General features: G+C 56.0%; 17 protein-coding genes. 5 read left to right on the top strand and 12 right to left on the bottom strand.

Features of this window, described 5'->3' with window-relative positions; translation table 11 throughout:
- Window positions 1-25 precede the first annotated feature (25 nt).
- From lolE to lolC, 3 genes are read right to left on the bottom strand one after another with little or no spacing between them, the layout of a single operon-like run.
- Complete coding sequence (gene lolE / locus ACWKXX_RS04305; RefSeq protein ID WP_017384711.1) at window positions 26-1,270, bottom strand: lipoprotein-releasing ABC transporter permease subunit LolE; 1,245 nt, start codon at window positions 1,268-1,270, stop codon at window positions 26-28.
- Window positions 1,270-1,971, bottom strand: coding sequence for a lipoprotein-releasing ABC transporter ATP-binding protein LolD (gene lolD, locus ACWKXX_RS04300; protein WP_126498932.1), 702 nt, complete (start codon window positions 1,969-1,971; stop codon window positions 1,270-1,272). Before lolD ends, lolE begins: the two co-directional genes overlap by 1 nt.
- Window positions 1,964-3,163: a lipoprotein-releasing ABC transporter permease subunit LolC gene (gene lolC / locus ACWKXX_RS04295; protein ID WP_017384712.1), complete on the bottom strand. Its 1,200-nt coding sequence runs from the start codon at window positions 3,161-3,163 to the stop codon at window positions 1,964-1,966. Before lolC ends, lolD begins: the two co-directional genes overlap by 8 nt.
- Before the next feature lie 256 nt (window positions 3,164-3,419).
- Between lolC and ACWKXX_RS04290 the strand changes: the two genes are divergently transcribed.
- From ACWKXX_RS04290 to ldtC, 3 genes are all read left to right on the top strand, one after another.
- Window positions 3,420-4,493, top strand: coding sequence for an acyltransferase family protein (locus ACWKXX_RS04290; RefSeq protein WP_454540763.1), 1,074 nt, complete (start codon window positions 3,420-3,422; stop codon window positions 4,491-4,493).
- A gap of 567 nt (window positions 4,494-5,060) precedes the next feature.
- Window positions 5,061-8,507 carry a transcription-repair coupling factor gene (gene mfd / locus ACWKXX_RS04285; protein WP_017693631.1) on the top strand — a complete coding sequence of 1,149 codons (3,447 nt, stop codon included), beginning with the start codon at window positions 5,061-5,063 and terminating at the stop codon, window positions 8,505-8,507.
- Window positions 8,508-8,652: 145 nt separating this feature from the next.
- Window positions 8,653-9,618: a L,D-transpeptidase LdtC gene (ldtC, locus tag ACWKXX_RS04280; protein WP_045141466.1), complete on the top strand. Its 966-nt coding sequence runs from the start codon at window positions 8,653-8,655 to the stop codon at window positions 9,616-9,618.
- A 75-nt stretch (window positions 9,619-9,693) separates the two neighbouring features.
- Here ldtC and bhsA read toward each other — a convergent pair whose 3' ends face one another.
- On the bottom strand, window positions 9,694-9,951 hold the full coding sequence (gene bhsA / locus ACWKXX_RS04275) for a multiple stress resistance protein BhsA (protein ID WP_006809234.1): 258 nt from the start codon (window positions 9,949-9,951) through the stop codon (window positions 9,694-9,696).
- A gap of 245 nt (window positions 9,952-10,196) precedes the next feature.
- On the opposite strand from bhsA, the gene ACWKXX_RS04270 reads away from it, so the two are divergent.
- A complete protein-coding gene (locus ACWKXX_RS04270; RefSeq protein ID WP_015570813.1) occupies window positions 10,197-10,832 on the top strand; it encodes a TetR/AcrR family transcriptional regulator in 636 nt (211 codons plus the stop codon).
- Between the two features lie 60 nt (window positions 10,833-10,892).
- Here ACWKXX_RS04270 and ACWKXX_RS04265 read toward each other — a convergent pair whose 3' ends face one another.
- The 8 genes from ACWKXX_RS04265 to hinT all read right to left on the bottom strand — a co-directional run bounded on the left by ACWKXX_RS04265 (window position 10,893) and on the right by hinT (window position 16,976).
- A complete protein-coding gene (locus tag ACWKXX_RS04265; protein ID WP_017384715.1) occupies window positions 10,893-11,432 on the bottom strand; it encodes a glycine zipper 2TM domain-containing protein in 540 nt (179 codons plus the stop codon).
- Between the two features lie 193 nt (window positions 11,433-11,625).
- Window positions 11,626-12,930, bottom strand: coding sequence for an NAD(P)/FAD-dependent oxidoreductase (locus ACWKXX_RS04260; RefSeq protein ID WP_017693633.1), 1,305 nt, complete (start codon window positions 12,928-12,930; stop codon window positions 11,626-11,628).
- Window positions 12,931-13,166: 236 nt separating this feature from the next.
- Entirely contained in the window at window positions 13,167-13,709 is a 543-nt protein-coding gene (ycfP, locus tag ACWKXX_RS04255; protein WP_006809239.1) for an alpha/beta hydrolase YcfP, read from the bottom strand.
- Window positions 13,710-13,740: 31 nt separating this feature from the next.
- Window positions 13,741-14,766: a beta-N-acetylhexosaminidase gene (gene nagZ, locus ACWKXX_RS04250; RefSeq protein ID WP_003857934.1), complete on the bottom strand. Its 1,026-nt coding sequence runs from the start codon at window positions 14,764-14,766 to the stop codon at window positions 13,741-13,743.
- Window positions 14,767-14,777: 11 nt separating this feature from the next.
- A complete protein-coding gene (thiK, locus tag ACWKXX_RS04245; protein ID WP_017384718.1) occupies window positions 14,778-15,602 on the bottom strand; it encodes a thiamine kinase in 825 nt (274 codons plus the stop codon).
- Window positions 15,583-16,227: a penicillin-binding protein activator LpoB gene (lpoB, locus tag ACWKXX_RS04240; RefSeq protein ID WP_085929697.1), complete on the bottom strand. Its 645-nt coding sequence runs from the start codon at window positions 16,225-16,227 to the stop codon at window positions 15,583-15,585. The genes thiK and lpoB overlap by 20 nt, the downstream gene beginning before the upstream one ends.
- A gap of 13 nt (window positions 16,228-16,240) precedes the next feature.
- Window positions 16,241-16,615: a YcfL family protein gene (locus ACWKXX_RS04235; protein ID WP_003857939.1), complete on the bottom strand. Its 375-nt coding sequence runs from the start codon at window positions 16,613-16,615 to the stop codon at window positions 16,241-16,243.
- Between the two features lies 1 nt (window position 16,616).
- Window positions 16,617-16,976 carry a purine nucleoside phosphoramidase gene (hinT, locus tag ACWKXX_RS04230; protein WP_006809243.1) on the bottom strand — a complete coding sequence of 120 codons (360 nt, stop codon included), beginning with the start codon at window positions 16,974-16,976 and terminating at the stop codon, window positions 16,617-16,619.
- A gap of 353 nt (window positions 16,977-17,329) precedes the next feature.
- Here hinT and fhuE point away from each other — a divergent pair, with 353 nt between their 5' ends.
- Entirely contained in the window at window positions 17,330-19,519 is a 2,190-nt protein-coding gene (gene fhuE, locus ACWKXX_RS04225; RefSeq protein ID WP_017384719.1) for a ferric-rhodotorulic acid/ferric-coprogen receptor FhuE, read from the top strand.
- The last annotated feature ends 136 nt before the right edge of the window (window positions 19,520-19,655 follow it).

Genomic DNA, 19,655 nt, shown 5'->3' with positions numbered 1-19,655 from the left:
AAAAGACCGCTAAACCATGACGAAATTACTGGCCACTTAATACCCTCGCCGGATCAATTCGGCTTGCGCGACGCGCCGGATACCAGCTTGCCAGCAGACTCAGTAAAAGTGCTGTAACCAGCACATAAATAACGTCCAGCCAGTGCAGTTCAGACGGCAGGAAGTCAATAAAATAGATATCGCCTGACAGGAACTGATGGCCAATAAGCGCTTCAATTCCGTTAATAATCGGCGTCAGCTGAAGGGAAACCACCACGCCGATCGCCACGCCGCAGAGGCTGCCAAACAGCCCCGCCAGCAAACCGTACCAGACGAAGATGGCGCGAATAAGACCGTCTTTCGCCCCTAAGGTACGCAGCACGGCGATGTCGCCGCTCTTATCCTTAACGGCCATGACCAGCGTCGAGACGATATTAAAACACGCCACCCCAATCACCAGCACCATCGCCAGATACATAATCGCGCGGATCATCTGGATATCACGGTACATATAACCGTAAGTGCCGATCCAGCTTTTGATGTAGACATAGTTATTGGTCACGCTGCCAGCGTCACGCACCAGTTTATTGGCGTTGAAGACGTCGTTAACCTTAATGGCAATGCCCGTCACGCTGTCGCTCATATCCAGATACTGGCGCGCATCTTCCAGCGGCACCATCGCGAAGCTGTGATCGAGCTGGCCGCTCAGTTGCAAAATACCGGTGACGTGCAGACGTACGCGCTTAGGCTGCTGCAATTTGTGATCAGCGCTGGCGTTCGGGATCATGATCGAGACCCAGTCGCCCTGCTTCACCTTCAGCGCATCGGCAACGCCTTTGCCCATGATGATCTGCTGCTCGCCAGCCTTAAAGTTTGCCCATGCGCCATTTTGCACATAGCGCGGCAGCGCGCTCAGACGCTCTTCCTGACGAGGATTTACCCCTTTCACCTGAATGGCGCGCAGGTTTACCCCGCTCTCTACCAGCCCGGTAAAGTTGATGTAAGGTGCAGCCGCCGCAATGCCGGGCACCTTTTCCACTTTGTTAAGGGCATCACGCCAGCTGGACCACGGCTGGTTAACCGGCTCGATTTCACCGTGGGGGACAACGGCCAGAATGCGGTTATTCAGTTCACGCTCAAAGCCGTTCATGGCGCTTAAGCCCACGATCAACACCGCCACGCCCAGGGCGATACCGATGGTGGAGATCACGGAGATAAGGGATACCATCCCGCTCCGGCGACGACCGCGGCTAAAGCGTAACCCGATGAGTAACGATAACGGTGAAGCCATTACTCCGCTCCCATCAGCGTCAGTTCAGCATTCAGACGACCGTCGCGCATTTCCAGCTGACGCCCCATCCGCTTAGCCAGTTGTAAATCGTGGGTGACCACCAGAAACGCGGTTCCCTGCGCGGCGTTCAGTTCGCCGAGAAGCTGGAAAATGCTGTCTGCGTTACGCGCATCGAGGTTACCTGTCGGTTCATCCGCCAGCACCAGGCGCGGGTGGTTGACCAGCGCACGGGCGATGGCCACACGCTGACGCTCGCCGCCGGAAAGCTCAGACGGACGGTGATTCCCGCGATGACCCAGCCCTACCGCTTTTAGCATGTCGCTGGCGCGGGCATTAATTTCCGCGGGTTTCTTTTTACCAATCAGCAGCGGCATTGCGACGTTTTCCAGCGCCGTAAAGTCCGGCAGCAGATGGTGGAACTGATAGATAAAGCCCAGCTCGCGGTTACGCAGCTCGGCTTTCGCCGTAGACGACATTTTACTCAGCGGCTGCCCGGAGAAGATCACATCGCCTTCGGTTGGCGTGTCCAGCCCGCCAAGCAGGTGCAGCAACGTACTTTTACCGGAGCCAGAGCTACCGACAATCGCCATCATCTCGCCTTCGCCCACGCTAAAACTCACATTGTGCAACACGTCGGTCTGCACAGTGCCTTCCTGATAGCGTTTGGACAGGTTGTCGCACTGCAACAGGATCTTATTCATAACGTAAAGCCTCAGCGGGTTGAGTGGCGGCAGCCCGCCAGGAAGGATAAAGCGTAGAAAGCAGCGCAATGGCCATCGCGGCCAGCGCAATACCAACCACCTGGAGCGGCTCGATTGCCACCGGCAGCGCCGCGCCATCAAGCAGCGCGCCGATAATCGGCATGAGATTGTTGAGCTGGCTGGCGAGCAGCGCCCCCAGCGCCGCGCCGAGCAGCGCGCCGATGATGCCGGCGCTGGCGCCCTGGACCATAAATACCGCCATGATCTGGCGCGGAGTCAGCCCCTGGGTTTGCAGAATGGCGACTTCGCCTTGCTTCTCCATCACCATCAGCCCGAGCGAGGTGATGATATTAAACGCGGCAACGGCCACGATCAGGCTCAGCAGCAGCCCCATCATGTTTTTCTCCATGCGCACGGCCTGGAACAGTTCGCCCTTCCGGTCGCGCCAGTCCTGCCATTTCGTCCCTTCCGGTAGCGTCTGCTGGCTAAGGGTATCCACCTTCAGCGGCGCATCAAGCCACAGACGCCAGCCGGTGATATTTCCCGCCGGGTAGCGCATCAGACGCGAGGCGTCCTGAATGTTCACCAGCATCTGGTAACCATCAACTTCGCTGTTCGCCGCAAACGTGCCAATCACGTTGAACAGACGCTGGCTTGGCAGACGCCCCATCGGCGTAAACTGACTGGCTGACGGCACCATCACACGCAGCTGATCGCCACGGTTGACCCCGAGCTGCCCGGCAAGCTGCTCGCCGAGGATGACGTTGTATTTACCCGCTTCCAGGTCGGTTTGTTTCACATTGACCAGGAACGGCGTCAGCGGATCTTTTTGCGCCGGATCGATACCCAGCATCACCCCGACCGCCACGCTACGGGCGCTTTGCAGCACCACATCGCCCGTCGTGAGCGGCGCAACGCGCGTGACACCCTGTAACTTCACCGCGCTTTCCGGCAGCTGTTGCGGATTAACGGAACCCTGAGTGGAAGAGAGAACGGCCTGCGGCATCAGCCCCAGGATATTGTTTTGCAGCTCGCGCTCGAAGCCGTTCATGACGGAAAGCACCGTCACCAGTGCCATCACGCCAAGCGTAATGCCAATAGTCGAAAGCCAGGAGACAAAGCGACCGAAGCGGTCCGCGGCGCGCCCACGCATGTAACGTAAGCCTATAAAGAGTGCGACAGGTTGATACATGAAATCCGTCTGTTTGCTGATAGCAGACCCACGAGTATATAAGCGAATCCGCTAAGCGTAAATGACTGAAACCGTAAGATTCGGTAATCATTTTTCCGAAAAATTCAGATAAATCATCATGCTACTGACTGAACTTCCGCCAGACAGCCTCCACCTTTTCCGAAAATCGTCCTGATACAGACTGTTACCCGTTACATCAGGGTTTCATTTTACAACAATCGTCCTTTCGTTTATGGCAACAAGGTCGTCACGCACAATGAAACAAAAAGCATTATGGATTAACCAGATAAAAGGTCTGTGCATCTGCCTGGTGGTGATTTACCACTCGGTGATCACCTTTTATCCTCACCTGGACGGGCTACAGCATCCGTTATCGGGCCTGCTCGCCAAATGCTGGGTCTACTTTAATCTTTACCTTGCCCCGTTCCGTATGCCGGTGTTTTTCTTTATCTCCGGCTATTTGATCCGTCGATATATTGACGAGGTGAACTGGCGCACCAGTCTCGACAAGCGGATCTGGAGCATTGTCTGGGTTTTGGCCCTGTGGGGCGTCCTGCAATGGCAGGCGCTGACTCATCTGAATGCCTGGCTCGCCCCCGAGCGAGAGCTGGCGACAGCATCCAATGCGGCCTACGCCGATTCCGTTTCAGGGTTTGTACGGGGAATGCTCACGGCCAGCACCAGCCTATGGTATTTGTACGCCTTAGTGGTCTACTTTACGCTCTGTAAGCTGCTGAGCCGCTGGAAACTGCCGATGCTGGGGCTTCTGGCGCTGGCAAGCATCGCCATCAACTTCCTGCCGTTACCGTGGTGGGGAATGAACAGCGTGGTGCGCAACATGGTCTACTACAGCCTCGGCGCATGGTATGGCGCGCAGTTGATGGCGTGGATGAAAGGGATGAATTTGCGCCTCAGCTGGCTGATCCTCATCGCCTCTGGTGCGGTGTCGGTGGTGCTGTGGTTCGCTAATGTCCCTCTGCCGCTCTCTCTGCTGTCAATCGTGGTTATCATGAAGCTCTTTTACAGCTTCGAGCAGCGTTATGCCGTTCATCCCAATAATCTGCTGAACGTCATCGGTTCAAACACCATCGCGATTTATACCACCCACCGCATTTTAATTGAGGCGTTTAGCCTGCTCATGATCCGCGAAATGAATGCGGCGTACTGGCCGATCTGGGCGGAGTTAACGCTGATTCTGGTCTATCCGTTTATCAGCCTGCTCGTCTGCACGCTGGTTGGGCTGGGGGCACGTAAGCTCTCGACCGCCCTCTTTGGCGATCTTTTCTTCTCCCCTCCCGCGCGGCTTTCGCCCGTGCCCACGACCCGCTAACTAACCCTGTCCCATACGGGCTACAAAATAAGGCCTGCACAGACGGCTCTCTCTCCCTATGGGAGAGGGCTGGGGTGAGGGTGAACATACAGCTGTGGTGCTCGTTCCGTTCACCTTATATTCCTTGCTATTCTATAACCGCACGAGCGGTGAACGTGCCAGGGTGGCTCAGTCGCCACCACCCTGGCAACCCGGGCTCCCGGCGGTAAATCGTCGCTTCGCGATACCCTCGGCTTATTCCTTCCGGCTATCGGGTCGGGCATGAGCCTGCATCCATGCAGGCCACGCCCTCTCGGCGCATCCCTGCGCCTCGCCCCGGCCTTCAGGAAACGCCTCAGCGATTTACAGCCGGACCAGGGCATCGCTGAAAGCCCTCAGTTAGTCTGAAGACAACGTTATTGCTTCTGCTTTCAAATTACTGAGGAACCCTCTACCCATCCGGGGGCACTTTCCCTCTTGTGCGGTTACGATTTGCTTATGTAAAACGATCGAGGATAATAAAGACATTGCGTATCAGTGATATGCCCCAATACTGTTGGTATATCCCCAAGAGACTCTGACATAGCCATGCCTGAACACTATCGTTACTCCTTGCCTGTCAAAGCGGGCGACCAGCGCCAGCTGGGCGAACTCACGGGCGCGGCCTGCGCCACCCTGGTGGCGGAAATTGCTGAGCGGCATCCTGGGCCGGTGGTGCTGGTTGCCCCGGACATGCAAAACGCCCTGCGCCTGCACGATGAAATTCGTCAGTTCACCGACAGTCTGGTATTCAGCCTGGCCGACTGGGAAACGCTTCCCTACGACAGTTTTTCTCCGCACCAGGAGATCATCTCTTCGCGCCTGTCGACGCTGTATCAGCTTCCCACCATGCAGCGCGGCGTGCTGATTGTGCCGGTGAATACCCTGATGCAGCGCGTCTGTCCGCACAGCTATTTGCACGGCCATGCGCTGGTAATGAAAAAAGGCCAACGCCTGTCGCGCGATGCCCTGCGCGTGCAGCTGGACGGAGCCGGCTATCGACATGTCGACCAGGTGATGGAGCACGGCGAATATGCGACGCGCGGTGCGCTGCTGGATCTCTATCCGATGGGCAGTGATCGGCCATATCGTCTGGATTTCTTTGATGATGAGATCGACAGCCTGCGCGTGTTCGACGCTGACACCCAGCGCACGCTGGAGGAAGTGGACTCCATTAACCTACTGCCCGCCCATGAGTTCCCGACGGATAAAACCGCCATCGAGCTGTTCCGCAGCCAGTGGCGCGACAGGTTCGACGTGAAGCGCGATGCCGAACATATCTACCAGCAAGTCAGCAAGGGCACCCTTCCGGCCGGGATCGAGTACTGGCAGCCCCTGTTCTTTAACGAACCGCTGCCGGCGCTGTTCAGCTACTTCCCGGCGAATACGCTGATTGTTAACACCGGGGATATCGACGCCAGTGCCAGCCGCTTTGAAAGCGAAACGCGCGCCCGCTTTGAAAACCGGGGCGTTGACCCGATGCGTCCGCTGCTGCCGCCGGAAATGTTGTGGCTACGTACCGACGAGCTCAACGCCGAGCTGAAACGCTGGCCGCGCATGCAGCTCAAAACCGACGCGCTTGCCGAGAAGGCGGCGAACACCAATCTCGCGTTCCGGACGCTGCCTGACCTGGCCGTCCAGGCGCAGCAGAAATCCCCGCTTGATAATCTGCGCAAGTTTCTTGAGTCCTTCACCGGGCCGGTGGTCTTCTCCGTTGAAAGTGAGGGTCGCCGTGAAGCGCTGGGCGAACTGCTGGGACGGATCAAAGTTGCGCCGAAGCGCATTCTTCGCCTGAGCGAAGCGACCGGAAATGGCCGTTACCTGATGATCGGCGCCGCCGAGCACGGATTCATTGATACGCTCAATAACCTGGCGTTGATTTGTGAAAGCGACCTGCTGGGCGAGCGCGTCGCGCGCCGTCGTCAGGACAGCCGTCGCACCATCAACCCGGACACCCTGATCCGTAACCTGGCCGAACTGCACCCCGGTCAGCCGATCGTTCACCTGGAACACGGGGTGGGTCGCTATCAGGGGATGACCACCCTCGAAGCAGGCGGCATCAAAGGTGAATACCTGATGCTGACCTACGCCAACGACGCCAAACTGTACGTGCCGGTGTCGTCCCTGCACCTGATCAGTCGCTACGCCGGGGGCGCGGAAGACAACGCGCCGCTGCATAAGCTGGGCGGCGATGCCTGGGCGCGTGCGCGCCAGAAGGCAGCGGAAAAAGTGCGCGACGTGGCCGCCGAGCTGCTGGATATTTACGCCCAGCGTGCGGCCAAAGAGGGCTATGCGTTTAAGCATGATAAAGAGCAGTATCAGCTGTTCTGCGACAGCTTCCCGTTTGAAACTACGCCGGATCAGGCCCAGGCCATTAACGCCGTGCTGAGCGACATGTGCCAGCCGCTGGCCATGGACCGCTTGGTCTGCGGTGACGTGGGCTTCGGCAAAACCGAAGTGGCGATGCGTGCCGCCTTTTTGGCGGTGGAAAACAACAAGCAGGTGGCGGTGCTGGTGCCGACTACCCTCCTCGCCCAGCAGCACTTCGACAACTTCCGCGACCGCTTCGCCAACTGGCCGGTGCGCATTGAGATGCTGTCGCGTTTTCGCAGCGCCAAAGAGCAGACGCAAATCCTGGAACAGGCAAGCGAAGGCAAAATTGATATTCTGATCGGCACTCACAAGCTGCTGCAAAGCGACGTGAAGTGGAAAGATCTGGGGCTGCTGATCGTGGATGAAGAGCACCGCTTCGGGGTGCGCCATAAAGAGCGCATCAAAGCGATGCGCGCCGACGTCGACATTCTGACCCTGACCGCAACGCCGATCCCGCGCACCCTGAACATGGCGATGAGCGGCATGCGCGATCTGTCGATAATCGCCACCCCACCGGCGCGCCGTCTGGCGGTGAAAACCTTTGTTCGCGAGTACGACAATCTGGTGGTGCGCGAGGCGATCCTGCGCGAAGTGCTGCGCGGCGGCCAGGTGTATTACCTGTATAACGACGTTGAAAATATTCAGAAAGCCGCCGACAGGTTGGCAGAGCTGGTACCGGAAGCGCGCATCGCCATTGGTCACGGCCAGATGCGCGAGCGCGAGCTGGAGCGGGTGATGAACGATTTCCACCACCAGCGTTTCAACGTGCTGGTGTGTACCACCATCATTGAGACCGGGATCGACATTCCAACGGCGAACACCATCATTATCGAACGTGCGGATCACTTCGGCCTGGCCCAGCTGCACCAGCTGCGCGGGCGCGTCGGGCGCTCGCACCATCAGGCCTACGCCTGGCTGCTGACGCCGCATCCGAAGGCGATGACCACCGACGCGCAAAAGCGTCTGGAAGCTATCGCCTCGCTGGAAGATCTGGGTGCTGGCTTTGCGCTGGCGACCCACGACCTGGAGATCCGCGGCGCCGGTGAGCTGCTGGGTGAAGACCAGAGCGGCTCCATGGAAACCATCGGTTTCTCGCTGTATATGGAGCTGCTGGAAAATGCCGTCGACGCGCTTAAAGCCGGACGTGAACCGTCTCTGGAAGATCTCACCAGCCAGCAGACCGAAGTGGAACTGCGCATGCCTTCTCTGCTGCCGGATGATTTTATTCCTGACGTGAATACCCGTCTGTCGTTCTACAAACGCATTGCCAGCGCGAAAAGCGAAGGCGAGCTGGAAGAGATCAAAGTCGAACTGATTGACCGTTTTGGGATATTGCCCGATGCGGCGCGCAACCTGCTGGATATTGCCCGCCTGCGTCAGCAGGCGCAGAAGCTGGGCATTCGCAAGCTTGAAGGCAATGAGAAAGGCGGCGTCATTGAGTTTGCCGAGAAGAACCACGTCGATCCGATGTGGCTGATTGGCCTCCTGCAAAAACAGCCGCAGCATTTCCGTCTTGATGGCCCGACGCGTCTGAAATTTACTCAGGATCTGACGGAACGTAAAACCCGCATGGACTGGGTGCGTAACTTTATGCGTCAGCTGGAAGAGAACGCCATCGCATAACGGTATCCCCCGCCAGCGCCCGGCTGGCGGGGGGACAATTTACAAACTCTTTGCACTTCGCCCGAACTTCCCGACTATACATTCGCCATAATTATCATTAACGCCTTATAAAACAATAACCTTATCATTTGTATGGATTATGATAATGATGATTTCTTCGCGTTTTACCCGCTGGTTAACTCTGTTTGCGCTGGCCGCGACGGTTGCCGTCGCGCTCCCTGCTCGCGCAAATACCTGGCCTCTTCCGCCTGCCGGCAGCAACGTCGTAGGTGAAAACCGCTTTCACGTGGTTGAAAACGATGGCGGTTCGCTGGAAGCGATTGCCAAAAAATATAACGTCGGGTTCCTGGCGCTGTTGCAGGCCAACCCGGGCGTAGATCCATACGTGCCCCGGGCAGGCAGCGTACTGACGATTCCGCTGCAAACCATCCTGCCGGACGCGCCGCGTCAGGGCATTGTGATTAATCTCGCCGAGCTGCGTCTGTATTACTACCCGCCGGGCAAGAACGAAGTGACCGTCTACCCTATCGGTATTGGTCAGTTGGGGGGCGATACGCTCACGCCTACCATGGTCACCACCGTCTCTGATAAGCGCGCTAATCCAACCTGGACCCCGACGGCAAACATTCGCGCCCGTTATAAAGCTCAAGGTATCGACCTGCCTGCCGTGGTGCCTGCTGGCCCGGATAATCCGATGGGGCACCATGCGATTCGCCTGGCGGCATACGGTGGGGTTTATCTTCTGCACGGAACGAATGCGGATTTCGGGATCGGGATGCGCGTCAGCTCCGGCTGCATTCGCCTGCGCGATGACGATATCAAAACGCTCTACCGCGTGATCGCCCCTGGCACGAAAGTGAATATCATTAATACGCCGATTAAAGTGTCTGAAGAGCCGGGTGGCGTCCGTCTGGTTGAGATCCACCAGCCGCTATCGAAAAACATCAATGACGATCCGCAGACGCTGCCAATTAATCTGAATGCCTCGATGGTGAGCTTTAAAACGAATGTCAATACCGATGGCGCGGTGATGGAGCGGGCGATGGAAGCGCGCTCGGGGATGCCAACCGATGTCACGCGGCATCATGAGGTTGCTCAGCAATCAATGTAAAGCAGTAATAACGACAAACGCCCTGCATCAGCAGGGCGTTTTTTTGCAGTGGCATAACGGAGGGTTGCGTTACGCTTATTTGTAGATAACAGCGGTACCGTGCAGGGTGTTAGGACCGGTCACAGAGGTGATGCGGAATGATTTCGCACCCATTTCGTCAGCTTTTTGTGCCAGCTGATCTTCCAGAGAGCCCAGATTAGTCCCGGCAGTGGCAGAGATGGTACCGACTTTCTGCTGGTCTGCTGGCGTGGATTGCACTTCAACAGCAGCGAAGCTTGCGAAAGAGAGTGAACTCAGAACGGCGGCAGCGATGAGGGTTTTAACGTTTTTCATGATTTTATACCTTTAGGCAGATGATGTAGTGGTCGTTAGTTATTTAGTTAACGATCGATAGGTAAATGATAGATGTGATCCAGGTCACACGTCAACCCATTTTTATAATGGTCGTTAAATTAATTTCATTTGCCTTATATTTCATAAAGATAAAATTAAATTATTTTTCAGAAATCACCGCTGGTCGTTGCAGACGTTTATTTTTATAATGACTATTCAACAAAACAACAGAGGACCAACGGCACATGACAACCGATGTCACGCGTTGCGCGAAGAAAAGCCGTGGCCGACCAAAAGTGTTCGACAGGGATGCGGCGCTCGATAAGGCCATGACGCTCTTCTGGCAGCATGGGTATGAAGCCACGTCGCTTTCCGATCTCGTGGAAGCAACGGGCGCGAAAGCCCCTACCCTGTACGCAGAGTTCACCAACAAAGAAGGCTTATTCCGGGCCGTTCTGGACAGATACATCGCGCGCTTCGCGGCAAAACATGAAGCCCAGCTGTTCTGCGAAGAAAAAACGGTTGAGCAGGCATTGCAGGATTATTTCACGGCAATCGCGACCTGCTATACCAGCAAGGACACGCCTGCGGGCTGTTTTATGATCAACACCTCCGCGACCCTCGCGGCATCGTCTAAAGAGATTGCCAACACGGTCAAATCGCGACATGCGATGCAGGAGGAGACGCTCAGCACGTTTCTGGCTCAGCGTCAGCAGCGCGGCGAAATACCGGCGCATTGCCGTCCGCAGGAGCTTTCCCAGTATCTGAGCTGTATTTTACAGGGGATGTCCATCAGCGCCCGTGAAGGCGCGACGCTGGAAAAATTGCAGGGGATTACGCAAACAACGCTGCGCCTGTGGCCTGAACTTCTTAAACTCTGACGCAAAAAAAAAGCTCCTCAGCCTGAGCGCATGAGGAGCTAAGTTCAGAGAACATCTTTTTTACACTTTGTTATTCAGTATCAGCTGACCGTTGCTGTCGAGAGGGATCTGCGTGCCAGGATCTTTATCCATTCGGATTTTGCCCTGCTGATCGCCAATTTTGTAGGTTACGTCGTAGCCCAACATTTTTTCAGACTTGTCATACACGGTTTTACAGCGCTGCTGCGTTGTGGTGTAGGTATCATTTTCCTGCATCGCGCCCTGTACCTGGTTACCGGCATAACCGCCACCCAGCGCACCAACCACCGTCGCGACATCCTTACCACGGCCGCCACCAAACTGATGACCAATCACCCCACCAGCAACCGCGCCCAGCACGGAGCCAGCGATACGGTTTTCATCCTGAACCGGACGACGGTGGGTGACAGAAACATTACGGCACTCCTGACGAGGCGTCTTGACCGTCTCTTTGATCGGTGTAGCGGAAACCACCTGCGCATACTGCGGGCCACGATCAAGTACGTTCAGACTGGCAACGGCAGCCACACCTAACGCAGCTGCGACGCCAATCCCTATACCCGCCAACATTGATTTATTCACGGGACTTCCTCCTTTGTTGCAATTGGTAGCAATTTTGCAGCGCAATAAACGCTTCGCCAATAAGATAAAGGATCAAAATCAGGGCTGTTGACCGGGACAACGTGGGTTTAAGAGAACTCTTAAGCGTCAGGAGGGAAATGCACAGCATGATGTGCTAAGAATTCCCTCCGGAGGGCCCGGAGGGAGAGAGAAATTAGTGCAGCTTCAGGCGTGGACGGATCACGCGGTTGATGCGGCCAACCAGCATCATCAGGCCGGTTTTGAAGTAGCCGTGCAGCGCAATCTGGTGCATACGGTACAGAGAAATGTACACGAAGCGGGCGATGCGCCCTTCCACCATCATGGAGCCGCGCATCAGGTTACCCATCAGGCTGCCCACGGTGGAGAAGTTTGAGAGCGACACCAGAGAGCCGTGGTCTTTGTAGACATAGGCTTTCATCGGTTTGCCTTTCATCTGCGCCAGGATGTTATGCAGCACGAGGCTTGCCATCTGGTGCGCGGCCTGGGCGCGAGGCGGTACAAATCCGCCTTCCGGACGTGCGCAGGAGGCACAGTCGCCAATGGCGAAGATGTCCGGATCGCGCGTGGTTTGCAGCGTCGGCTCTGTCACCAGCTGGTTAATGCGGTTCGTCTCCAGCCCACCGATATCTTTCATGAAATCAGGCGCTTTGATCCCCGCAGCCCAAACCATCAGGTCGGCCTGGATATATTCGCCGTCTTTGGTATGCAGGCCGCCCTCATCCGCGCTGGTCACCATGGTCTGGGTCAGCACGCGCACGCCCAGTTTGGTCAGCTCGTTGTGCGCCGCGCCGGAAATACGCGGCGGCAGCGCAGGCAGAATACGTTCACCTGCTTCCACCAGCGTCACATTCAGCGCTTCGTTAGTCAGCCCTTTGTAGCCGTAGCTGTGCAGCTGTTTGACCGCATTGTGCAACTCCGCCGATAATTCAACGCCCGTTGCGCCGCCGCCCACGATAGCAATGTTGACCTTGCCGTTAGCACCCATGTTGTTGGTGTACTTCAGGAACAGGTTAAGCATCTCCTGATGGAAACGACGCGCCTGATGCGGGTTATCCAGGAAGATGCAGTGCTCTTTTACGCCTGGGGTGTTGAAATCATTGGAGGTACTGCCCAGGGCCATCACCAGCGTGTCATAGGCCAGCTTGCGCTCAGGAACCAGCAACTCGCCTTTATCATCACGCAGCTCAGCCAGCGTGATGGTTTTGTTTTCACGATTGATATCCACCACCGAACCCAGCTGGAACTGGAAGTGGTGGTTACGCGCATGCGCCAGATAGCTCAGCGCATCCACGCCCTCATCCAGCGACCCGGTCGCCACTTCGTGCAGTAACGGCTTCCACAGATGACTGTGGTTACGATCCACCAGCGTGATTTTGGCTTTCTTACCGCGACCCAGCTTCTTACCCAGCTGTGTCGCCAGCTCCAGTCCGCCAGCACCACCGCCGACAATCACTATCTTTTTCAATGGCGTAGTCAACGTGACCCCCTCAAATTATTAACCAATTGTTAATTAAAAGTTATATAAATAACCCTTAATTAACAATAGGTTACTGCGCTGAAACCATTCAGATTCATTGAGAATAGCACGTCAGGCGCATTGGTCATACCAAAATTGATATGTATCAAGTTTTGATGGTTTAAAAGTAGACAACTCTGACAAAAAAGAGGCCCGGTACGCTTTCACGTACCGGGCCTTTATCAGGTTCAGGGAGATCAGCCCAGCGTTTTAAAGGCTTTAATACGCTGCAAGTGCGGGGAAATGTTTTTGAACTTGTGGGTCTGCTCTTCGTCCCAGACAATTTCGTAGTAATGGTGCAGAAGCTCGGCGGCGCGGGAGCTGTTCAGCGCTTCATCGTTGCGGGAGAGGATCACCAGACACCGATCGCGGTTCTTTTCACGGAAATTGCTCACGCATTTAGTTGCGATGTCGGCGTACTCTTCCGGGCGATCGATTTTGCCTTCCATGTTTTCGTTCGGAAAGAGGTTAGGATTAAAAATGACCTGACGGATATCGCACAAAAAACCGATGCGCTCTGCCCAGTATCCTCCTAACCCCACGCCGCAGATCAGCGGGCGATCGTCGATATTGAGCTGCAACATTTTATCCACTTCTTTAAGCAGATGCTGCATGTCATGCTTCGGATGACGTGTGCTGTAACTGATCAGCCGGACATCCGGATCGATAAACTGCAATTGCAGCACTTTCTCATGATTACCAGGACTGTTTGAGTCAAAACCGTGTAAATAGATGATCATCGTCTCACCACGCTACGCCTTCCGGGATGAATTAAAGGGCTGCTTTATGTGCCTGCCAGCGCTCGTTCAGGGCTTCAAGCCGGGCGTTTACCGTTTTCCAGCGCGCCGAGTCCATCAGCTCCTGACGACTAAATGAACCTTTATGATACAATTGTGTAACACGTTCAGCATTGATCGGCGACAGGTTATCCAGCACGCTCACCGCCCCTTTACGATTATTGCAGACGAGGATCATATCGCAACCCGCATCCAGCGAAGCCTGCCCACGTTCGGCATAGCTACCCATAATTGCCGCCCCCTCCATGGATAAATCGTCAGAGAAAATTACGCCATTGAAGCCTAATTCCTGACGCAGTACGGTTTTCAGCCAGTGCGGAGAGCCGCTGGCCGGACGCGGATCGACCTCACTGTAGATGACGTGCGCAGGCATGATGGCATCCAGCTTGTTATCAGCAATCAGCGAGCGGAAAACCGACATGTCTTTAGCGCGAATGTCTGCTTCCGGGCGCGGATCGCGCGGGGTTTCTTTATGGGAATCCGCCGTCACCGCCCCGTGGCCCGGGAAATGTTTGCCGGTGGTTTTCATGCCCGCAGCATGCATACCGTCAATAAAGCGCGTCGCCATTGCCAGCGCAATACGCGGATCGTCATGATACGAACGCTCACCAATTGCCGCGCTAATGTGTCCTACGTCCAGCACCGGGGCGAAGCTGATGTCGATATCCATGGCGATCATCTCGCTGGCCATCAGCCAGCCGGCGTCCTGCGCCAGTTGACCGCCCTCTTCGATCCCCAGCAGCGCAGCAAAAGATTGCGCGGCGGGTAAACGGGTAAACCCTTCGCGGAAACGCTGCACACGCCCACCTTCCTGGTCTACGGCCACCACCAGGTGATTGCGCGACGCCGCACGGATCTGGCGAACCAGCTCACGCAACTGCTCCGGATCATGATAATTGCGGGTGAAAAGAATCAGCCCCCCTACCAGCGGATGCGCCAGAATTTCGCGCTCTTCCGCATCCAGCTCAAACCCTTCGACATCCAACATTACTGGACCCACACCTACCTCTCTTATCCTTTCGTTTGTAACTGACGCCAGGCATCATTTGCCAGCGCAATAAATTGTTTGTCATCTGTCTGCTGAAGGCGCATTTCAAACCATCCCGCCATCAGCATCAACACCCACGGACGCCAGCGCGCGACCTGCCGCGCAAGGGTGAGCGCATTGATGTTGGCGTTTCGGGCATAGGCGGTTATCAGCTGCTCGCGCGACGCCTCATCAGGCATCCAGACCGCAGCGAGTTCGAGCGCCACGTCACCGTCTCCGGCATATTCCCAGTCGATAAGTTTCTCGCCTGCCGTGGTATGAACGATATTACCCGCGTGGACATCCATATGCAGCGGCGCCAGACGTAACGCCTGCGGCTCTCCCGCTCTGCGTAGCCGCTTAAGCTGCGCCAGCCAGTAGGGCGTGCGTCGTCCAGGCGCAGCCTGCTGCCAGTAGTGATCCAGCAAAGGAAGTAACGTTACCCGCCAGCCCAGACGCGGCTGGCGATGCAGATGATACAGCATGGCTGCAAGCGCAGGCGTATCGGGAAGCTCGCTTTTGATCTCACCCGCAATAAACGCCACCGCCATCCAGTCTCTGATAAAGAGATGAGGTTGTGGCGCAAGGTCGGCGGGCAGGCGCTTCAGGGCGCGGAACTGGCGACGAAAATGGGAGGCAGGCGCGGCGGCATCGTGATGCTGACGTAAAACCAGCCGATGGTCGCCACGCTCAATAATGCAACTCGCGCCGCCAAGCCCGGCGGGGGCTTGCGGCGCGATAACACGGTACTGAGGGAAATAACGCGTCAGGACGTCATGACGCGTGCGCTTATTGTTGCGTAACGGCACCTTTACCTGACCAGATAATTTCGCCGGTCTGAACCAGCATTAACTGCATCTGCAACGACGGCGTGTTCACGTTGCCTGTCGCGTTAGAATAAAGGACATACTGCGCGCCAACGTTGCGGGCAATACCAATCGCTTTACTGCGCGAACCCAGGCTGTCCTGAGGCGACAGACCAAGCTGCTGCTTGGCGACCGCGAGCTGCTGAGCTGAGACCAGCGTAAATTTACCGTTGTTTGCCAGCGCGTTGCGCAGGGTTTCCGTCGCTTCTCCCGCATTCAGGGAACCGTTTGTACGGTTGTTCACGCTGTCCACCAGCAGCACGCTGCCGGGCGTAACGCCCTGTGCCTGCAACATTTTGCCCACCATCGGCTGCATCGCGCCGTTCCAGTCATAGTGGCGTACTCGCGGCGCAGGCTGTGCGGTGTCGTCCGGATGTTCGATCGGGCCAGGCTGCGCCGGAATGGTCGGTACAGACGGCACGGTTGGAACAGGCTGCGCTGGCGTTGTTGGCTGTTCCGTTCCCGGCTTCGCCTGATCTACCGGTGCTGGTTCTTCCGTTCGCGTCACACAACCCGCCAGAAAGAGTGCAAAAGCACTCAGGAGCGCATAACGGCTCATTGTTTTAATCAAGGTTCACTCCTTACAAATAAAGATAAAGTCTCACCTTATGTGCACCCAGATAGCTGGCGCTGCCGTAGAGCGTGACTGACGATCTTGCCGGGATAGTCACGCTGCGCGGCGCCTCAAGCGGGTGCATCTCAAGACCTCTCACGTCATACCAGTAGAAGCGATAATGCACCGTCACTGGCTCTTGCCTTTCGTTATAGAGCGTAGAGGAGGCTGAAGACTGGATTTCGCTTATGGTCAGCGAAGGTTTCTCCGCCGTGATGCCCGCAGCAAGCACTGAGGACTCCATCACCAGCGTCTGTTCTTCACTGACCGGGATGGCGGGACGCGCGCTGCACCCAACCATTACCAGCGTCACGATCAGCGCTGCAATACGCCCAGTTAACATATTAAAGACCTTTATGTGCCAGCATCGGTCCCAGTGGACGTCCACCCAGCAGATGCATATGAATATGATAGACTTCCTGGCCGCCATGGCGATTACAGTTCATGATCAGACGGTATCCGTCTTCAGCAATCCCTTCCTGCTCTGCGATTTTCGCGGCCACCGTAAGCATACGGCCCAGCGCCACTTCATGCTCGGTTTTAACGTCATTGACGGTCGGGATCAGAATATTGGGAATAATAAGGATGTGCGTCGGCGCCTGGGGAGAAATGTCGCGGAAAGCCGTGACCAGTTCATCCTGATAGACAATATCCGACGGAATTTCGCGGCGGATAATTTTACTGAAAATCGTTTCTTCAGCCATGACCTTTTCCTTTTAAGTTTAATCTGGCGTCGTGCGTCCGTTGTTAACACACATTGTCTGATTTACTGCGTGACACAAGACAAGAGTATGAGCGAGTTTCTCCTGTCCTTTCAACCTTCTCCCGTGATTTCTTTCCTGATTGTCCGCCATCTGGCTTAAGAGGCATCGCTTTAGGACATTTCTTTTCTGAAACCTTATTTCAGTTCATCCCGAAACATCTGTTTACAGCGTTAATCACAATGCGTATATTTCGCATTTGCATTTTCATGCGCATTTTTAACATAGAAAACGACGTCAGCCCGTGCTAGCGGGACTGTCGCGAATTACCTTCACCATTCACTAAGGGTTTGATGATGTCTTTCATTAATCACACCAGGGATGGGCAACATCAGCCTGCCGCAACACCTTCGTTGCTGGCCGCCTGCATTGCTATGGCATTGACGCCAACCGCCGCTTTCGCTGCTTCAACCACCGAAGATACCGTCGTCGTTGACGGAGGTTTTGACAACACACAGGATCTTTCTGCCAGCCAGGATCAGGATTACAGCGTAAAAACTACCACCACCGGCACCAAACTGTTGCTGGTTCCCCGCGACATCCCACAGTCCGTCAGCGTTATCAGCCAGCAACGTATGGCTGACCAGAATCTGCAATCCATCGGACAGGTGCTGACGAATACCACGGGCATTACGGCCCAGGTGCAGGACAGCGACCGTACCGTGTTTTACTCACGCGGCTTTTTCGTCAGCAACTACGCCTATGACGACCTGCCAACCTCCATCAGTGAAGTGTGGAACTTTGGTGATACCGCCGCGGATACCGCGATTTATGACCGCATCGAAGTGGTTCGCGGCGCCACCGGCCTGATGTCCGGCACGGGCAACCCGGCGGCGTACGTTAATATGGTGCGTAAGCATGCGGACAGCCCGGAATTTAAAGGTAACGTCTCCGCCAGTTACGGCAGCTGGGACAAGCAGCGCTACGTGCTGGATCTCCAGGCGCCGCTGGTAGAGTCAGGTAAGGTACGAGGCCGTCTGATCACCGGTTATCAGGACAACGACAGCTTCGTGGATAACTACCACTACCGGAAGAAATTCCTCTACGGCGTGATGGACGCGGATGTCACCGACAGCACCACCCTCTCGGTAGGGTATGAATATCAGGAAAGCCATACCGCCGACCCAACCTGGGGCGGGCTGCCGACCTGGTACAGCGACGGAAGTAAGACCCACTACAATCGCAGCCAGACCGTCGCGCCTGACTGGGCTTATTCAGATAAAGACAGCACCCGCATCTTCGCTAACCTGACTCAGCGTTTCGATAATGGCTGGGAAGCGCACATCAACGGTATGCATGCTGAAACCAACTTCGACTCCAAACTGATGTATATGTCCGGCTATCCGGATAAAGAGACCGGCGCGGGTCTGGTGGGTTATGGCGGCTGGAACCGTGGAGAACGTAAACAGGATGCGGTTGACGCCTTCCTGCGCGGCGGCTTCGATCTCTTTGGCCGTCAGCACGAAATGATGTTCGGCGGCAGCTTCAGCCGTCAGCGTAACCATTACGACAACTCCATGCCGGATGCGGTATACGGCATGGTTGATGTCGGCAACTTTAAGAACTGGAACGGGAACATCGCCGATCCCCAGTGGACGCCGTGGAAACTCTACAGCAAGGATGATATTCGCCAGTCTTCAGCCTATTCGTCGGCTCGTTTCTCGCTGGCCGATCCGCTGCACCTGATCCTGGGCGCGCGCTACACCCAATATAACATTCGTTATAACCCGGCAGGATCGCCGAATACCCGTCTGGAAAGCACCAAAGATGATGTCACGCCGTACGCCGGCCTGGTGTATGACATCAATGAGGACTGGTCGACCTACGTCAGCTATACCTCTATCTTCCAGCCGCAGGATAAGCGCGACGCCAGCGGACGTTATCTCGACCCTACCACGGGTAAAAGCTACGAAGCCGGGGTGAAGGCGGACTGGTTTAATACCCGTCTCACCACCTCGCTGGCGATTTTCCGCATTGAGCAGGATAACGTCGCCAGCAACACCTATACCTACATGCCGAGCGGTGAGTCGATCTATGAATCGCTGGACGGGGTGGTCAGCAAAGGGGTCGAGTTCGAGCTCAACGGTGCCCTGACCGATAACTGGCAGCTGACCTTCGGCGCGACGCGTTACATCGCAGAAGATAAGAATGGCAACGCCGTCAGCGCCGATCAGCCGCGCACAACCATGAAGCTCTTCACCCGCTATCAGTTGCCAATGCTGCCGGAACTGACCGTGGGCGGCGGCGTAAACTGGCAGAACAAAGTGTGGACGGACGTGGAAGGCGGCCCGGCAGGACGTTCCCGCGCGGAGCAAGGCAGCTATGGGCTGGTGAACCTGTTCAGCCGTTATCAGGTCACCAAAGATTTTGCGGTGCAGGCTAACGTCAACAACCTGTTCGACAAAGAGTATTACGATTACGTCGGTTCTTATGTAGTGTATGGCGCGCCGCTGAACGTCTCGGTGAGCGCGAGCTACGATTTCTGAGTGACAGAAGCCCGGTGGCGCTGCGCTTACCGGGCCTACCCATCACGTAGGCCCGGTAAGGTGCCGCCGCCACCCGGCACCACAAGCCGCAGTAATAAAAAAGGCAGCCATTCGGCTGCCTTAGTCTCCCCAGGTC

It is taken from the genome of Enterobacter sp. UPMP2061 (assembly GCF_053709615.1).
The sequence above is the reverse complement of the archived record's forward strand: the minus strand, read 5'-3'. Positions and strand labels throughout refer to the sequence as shown.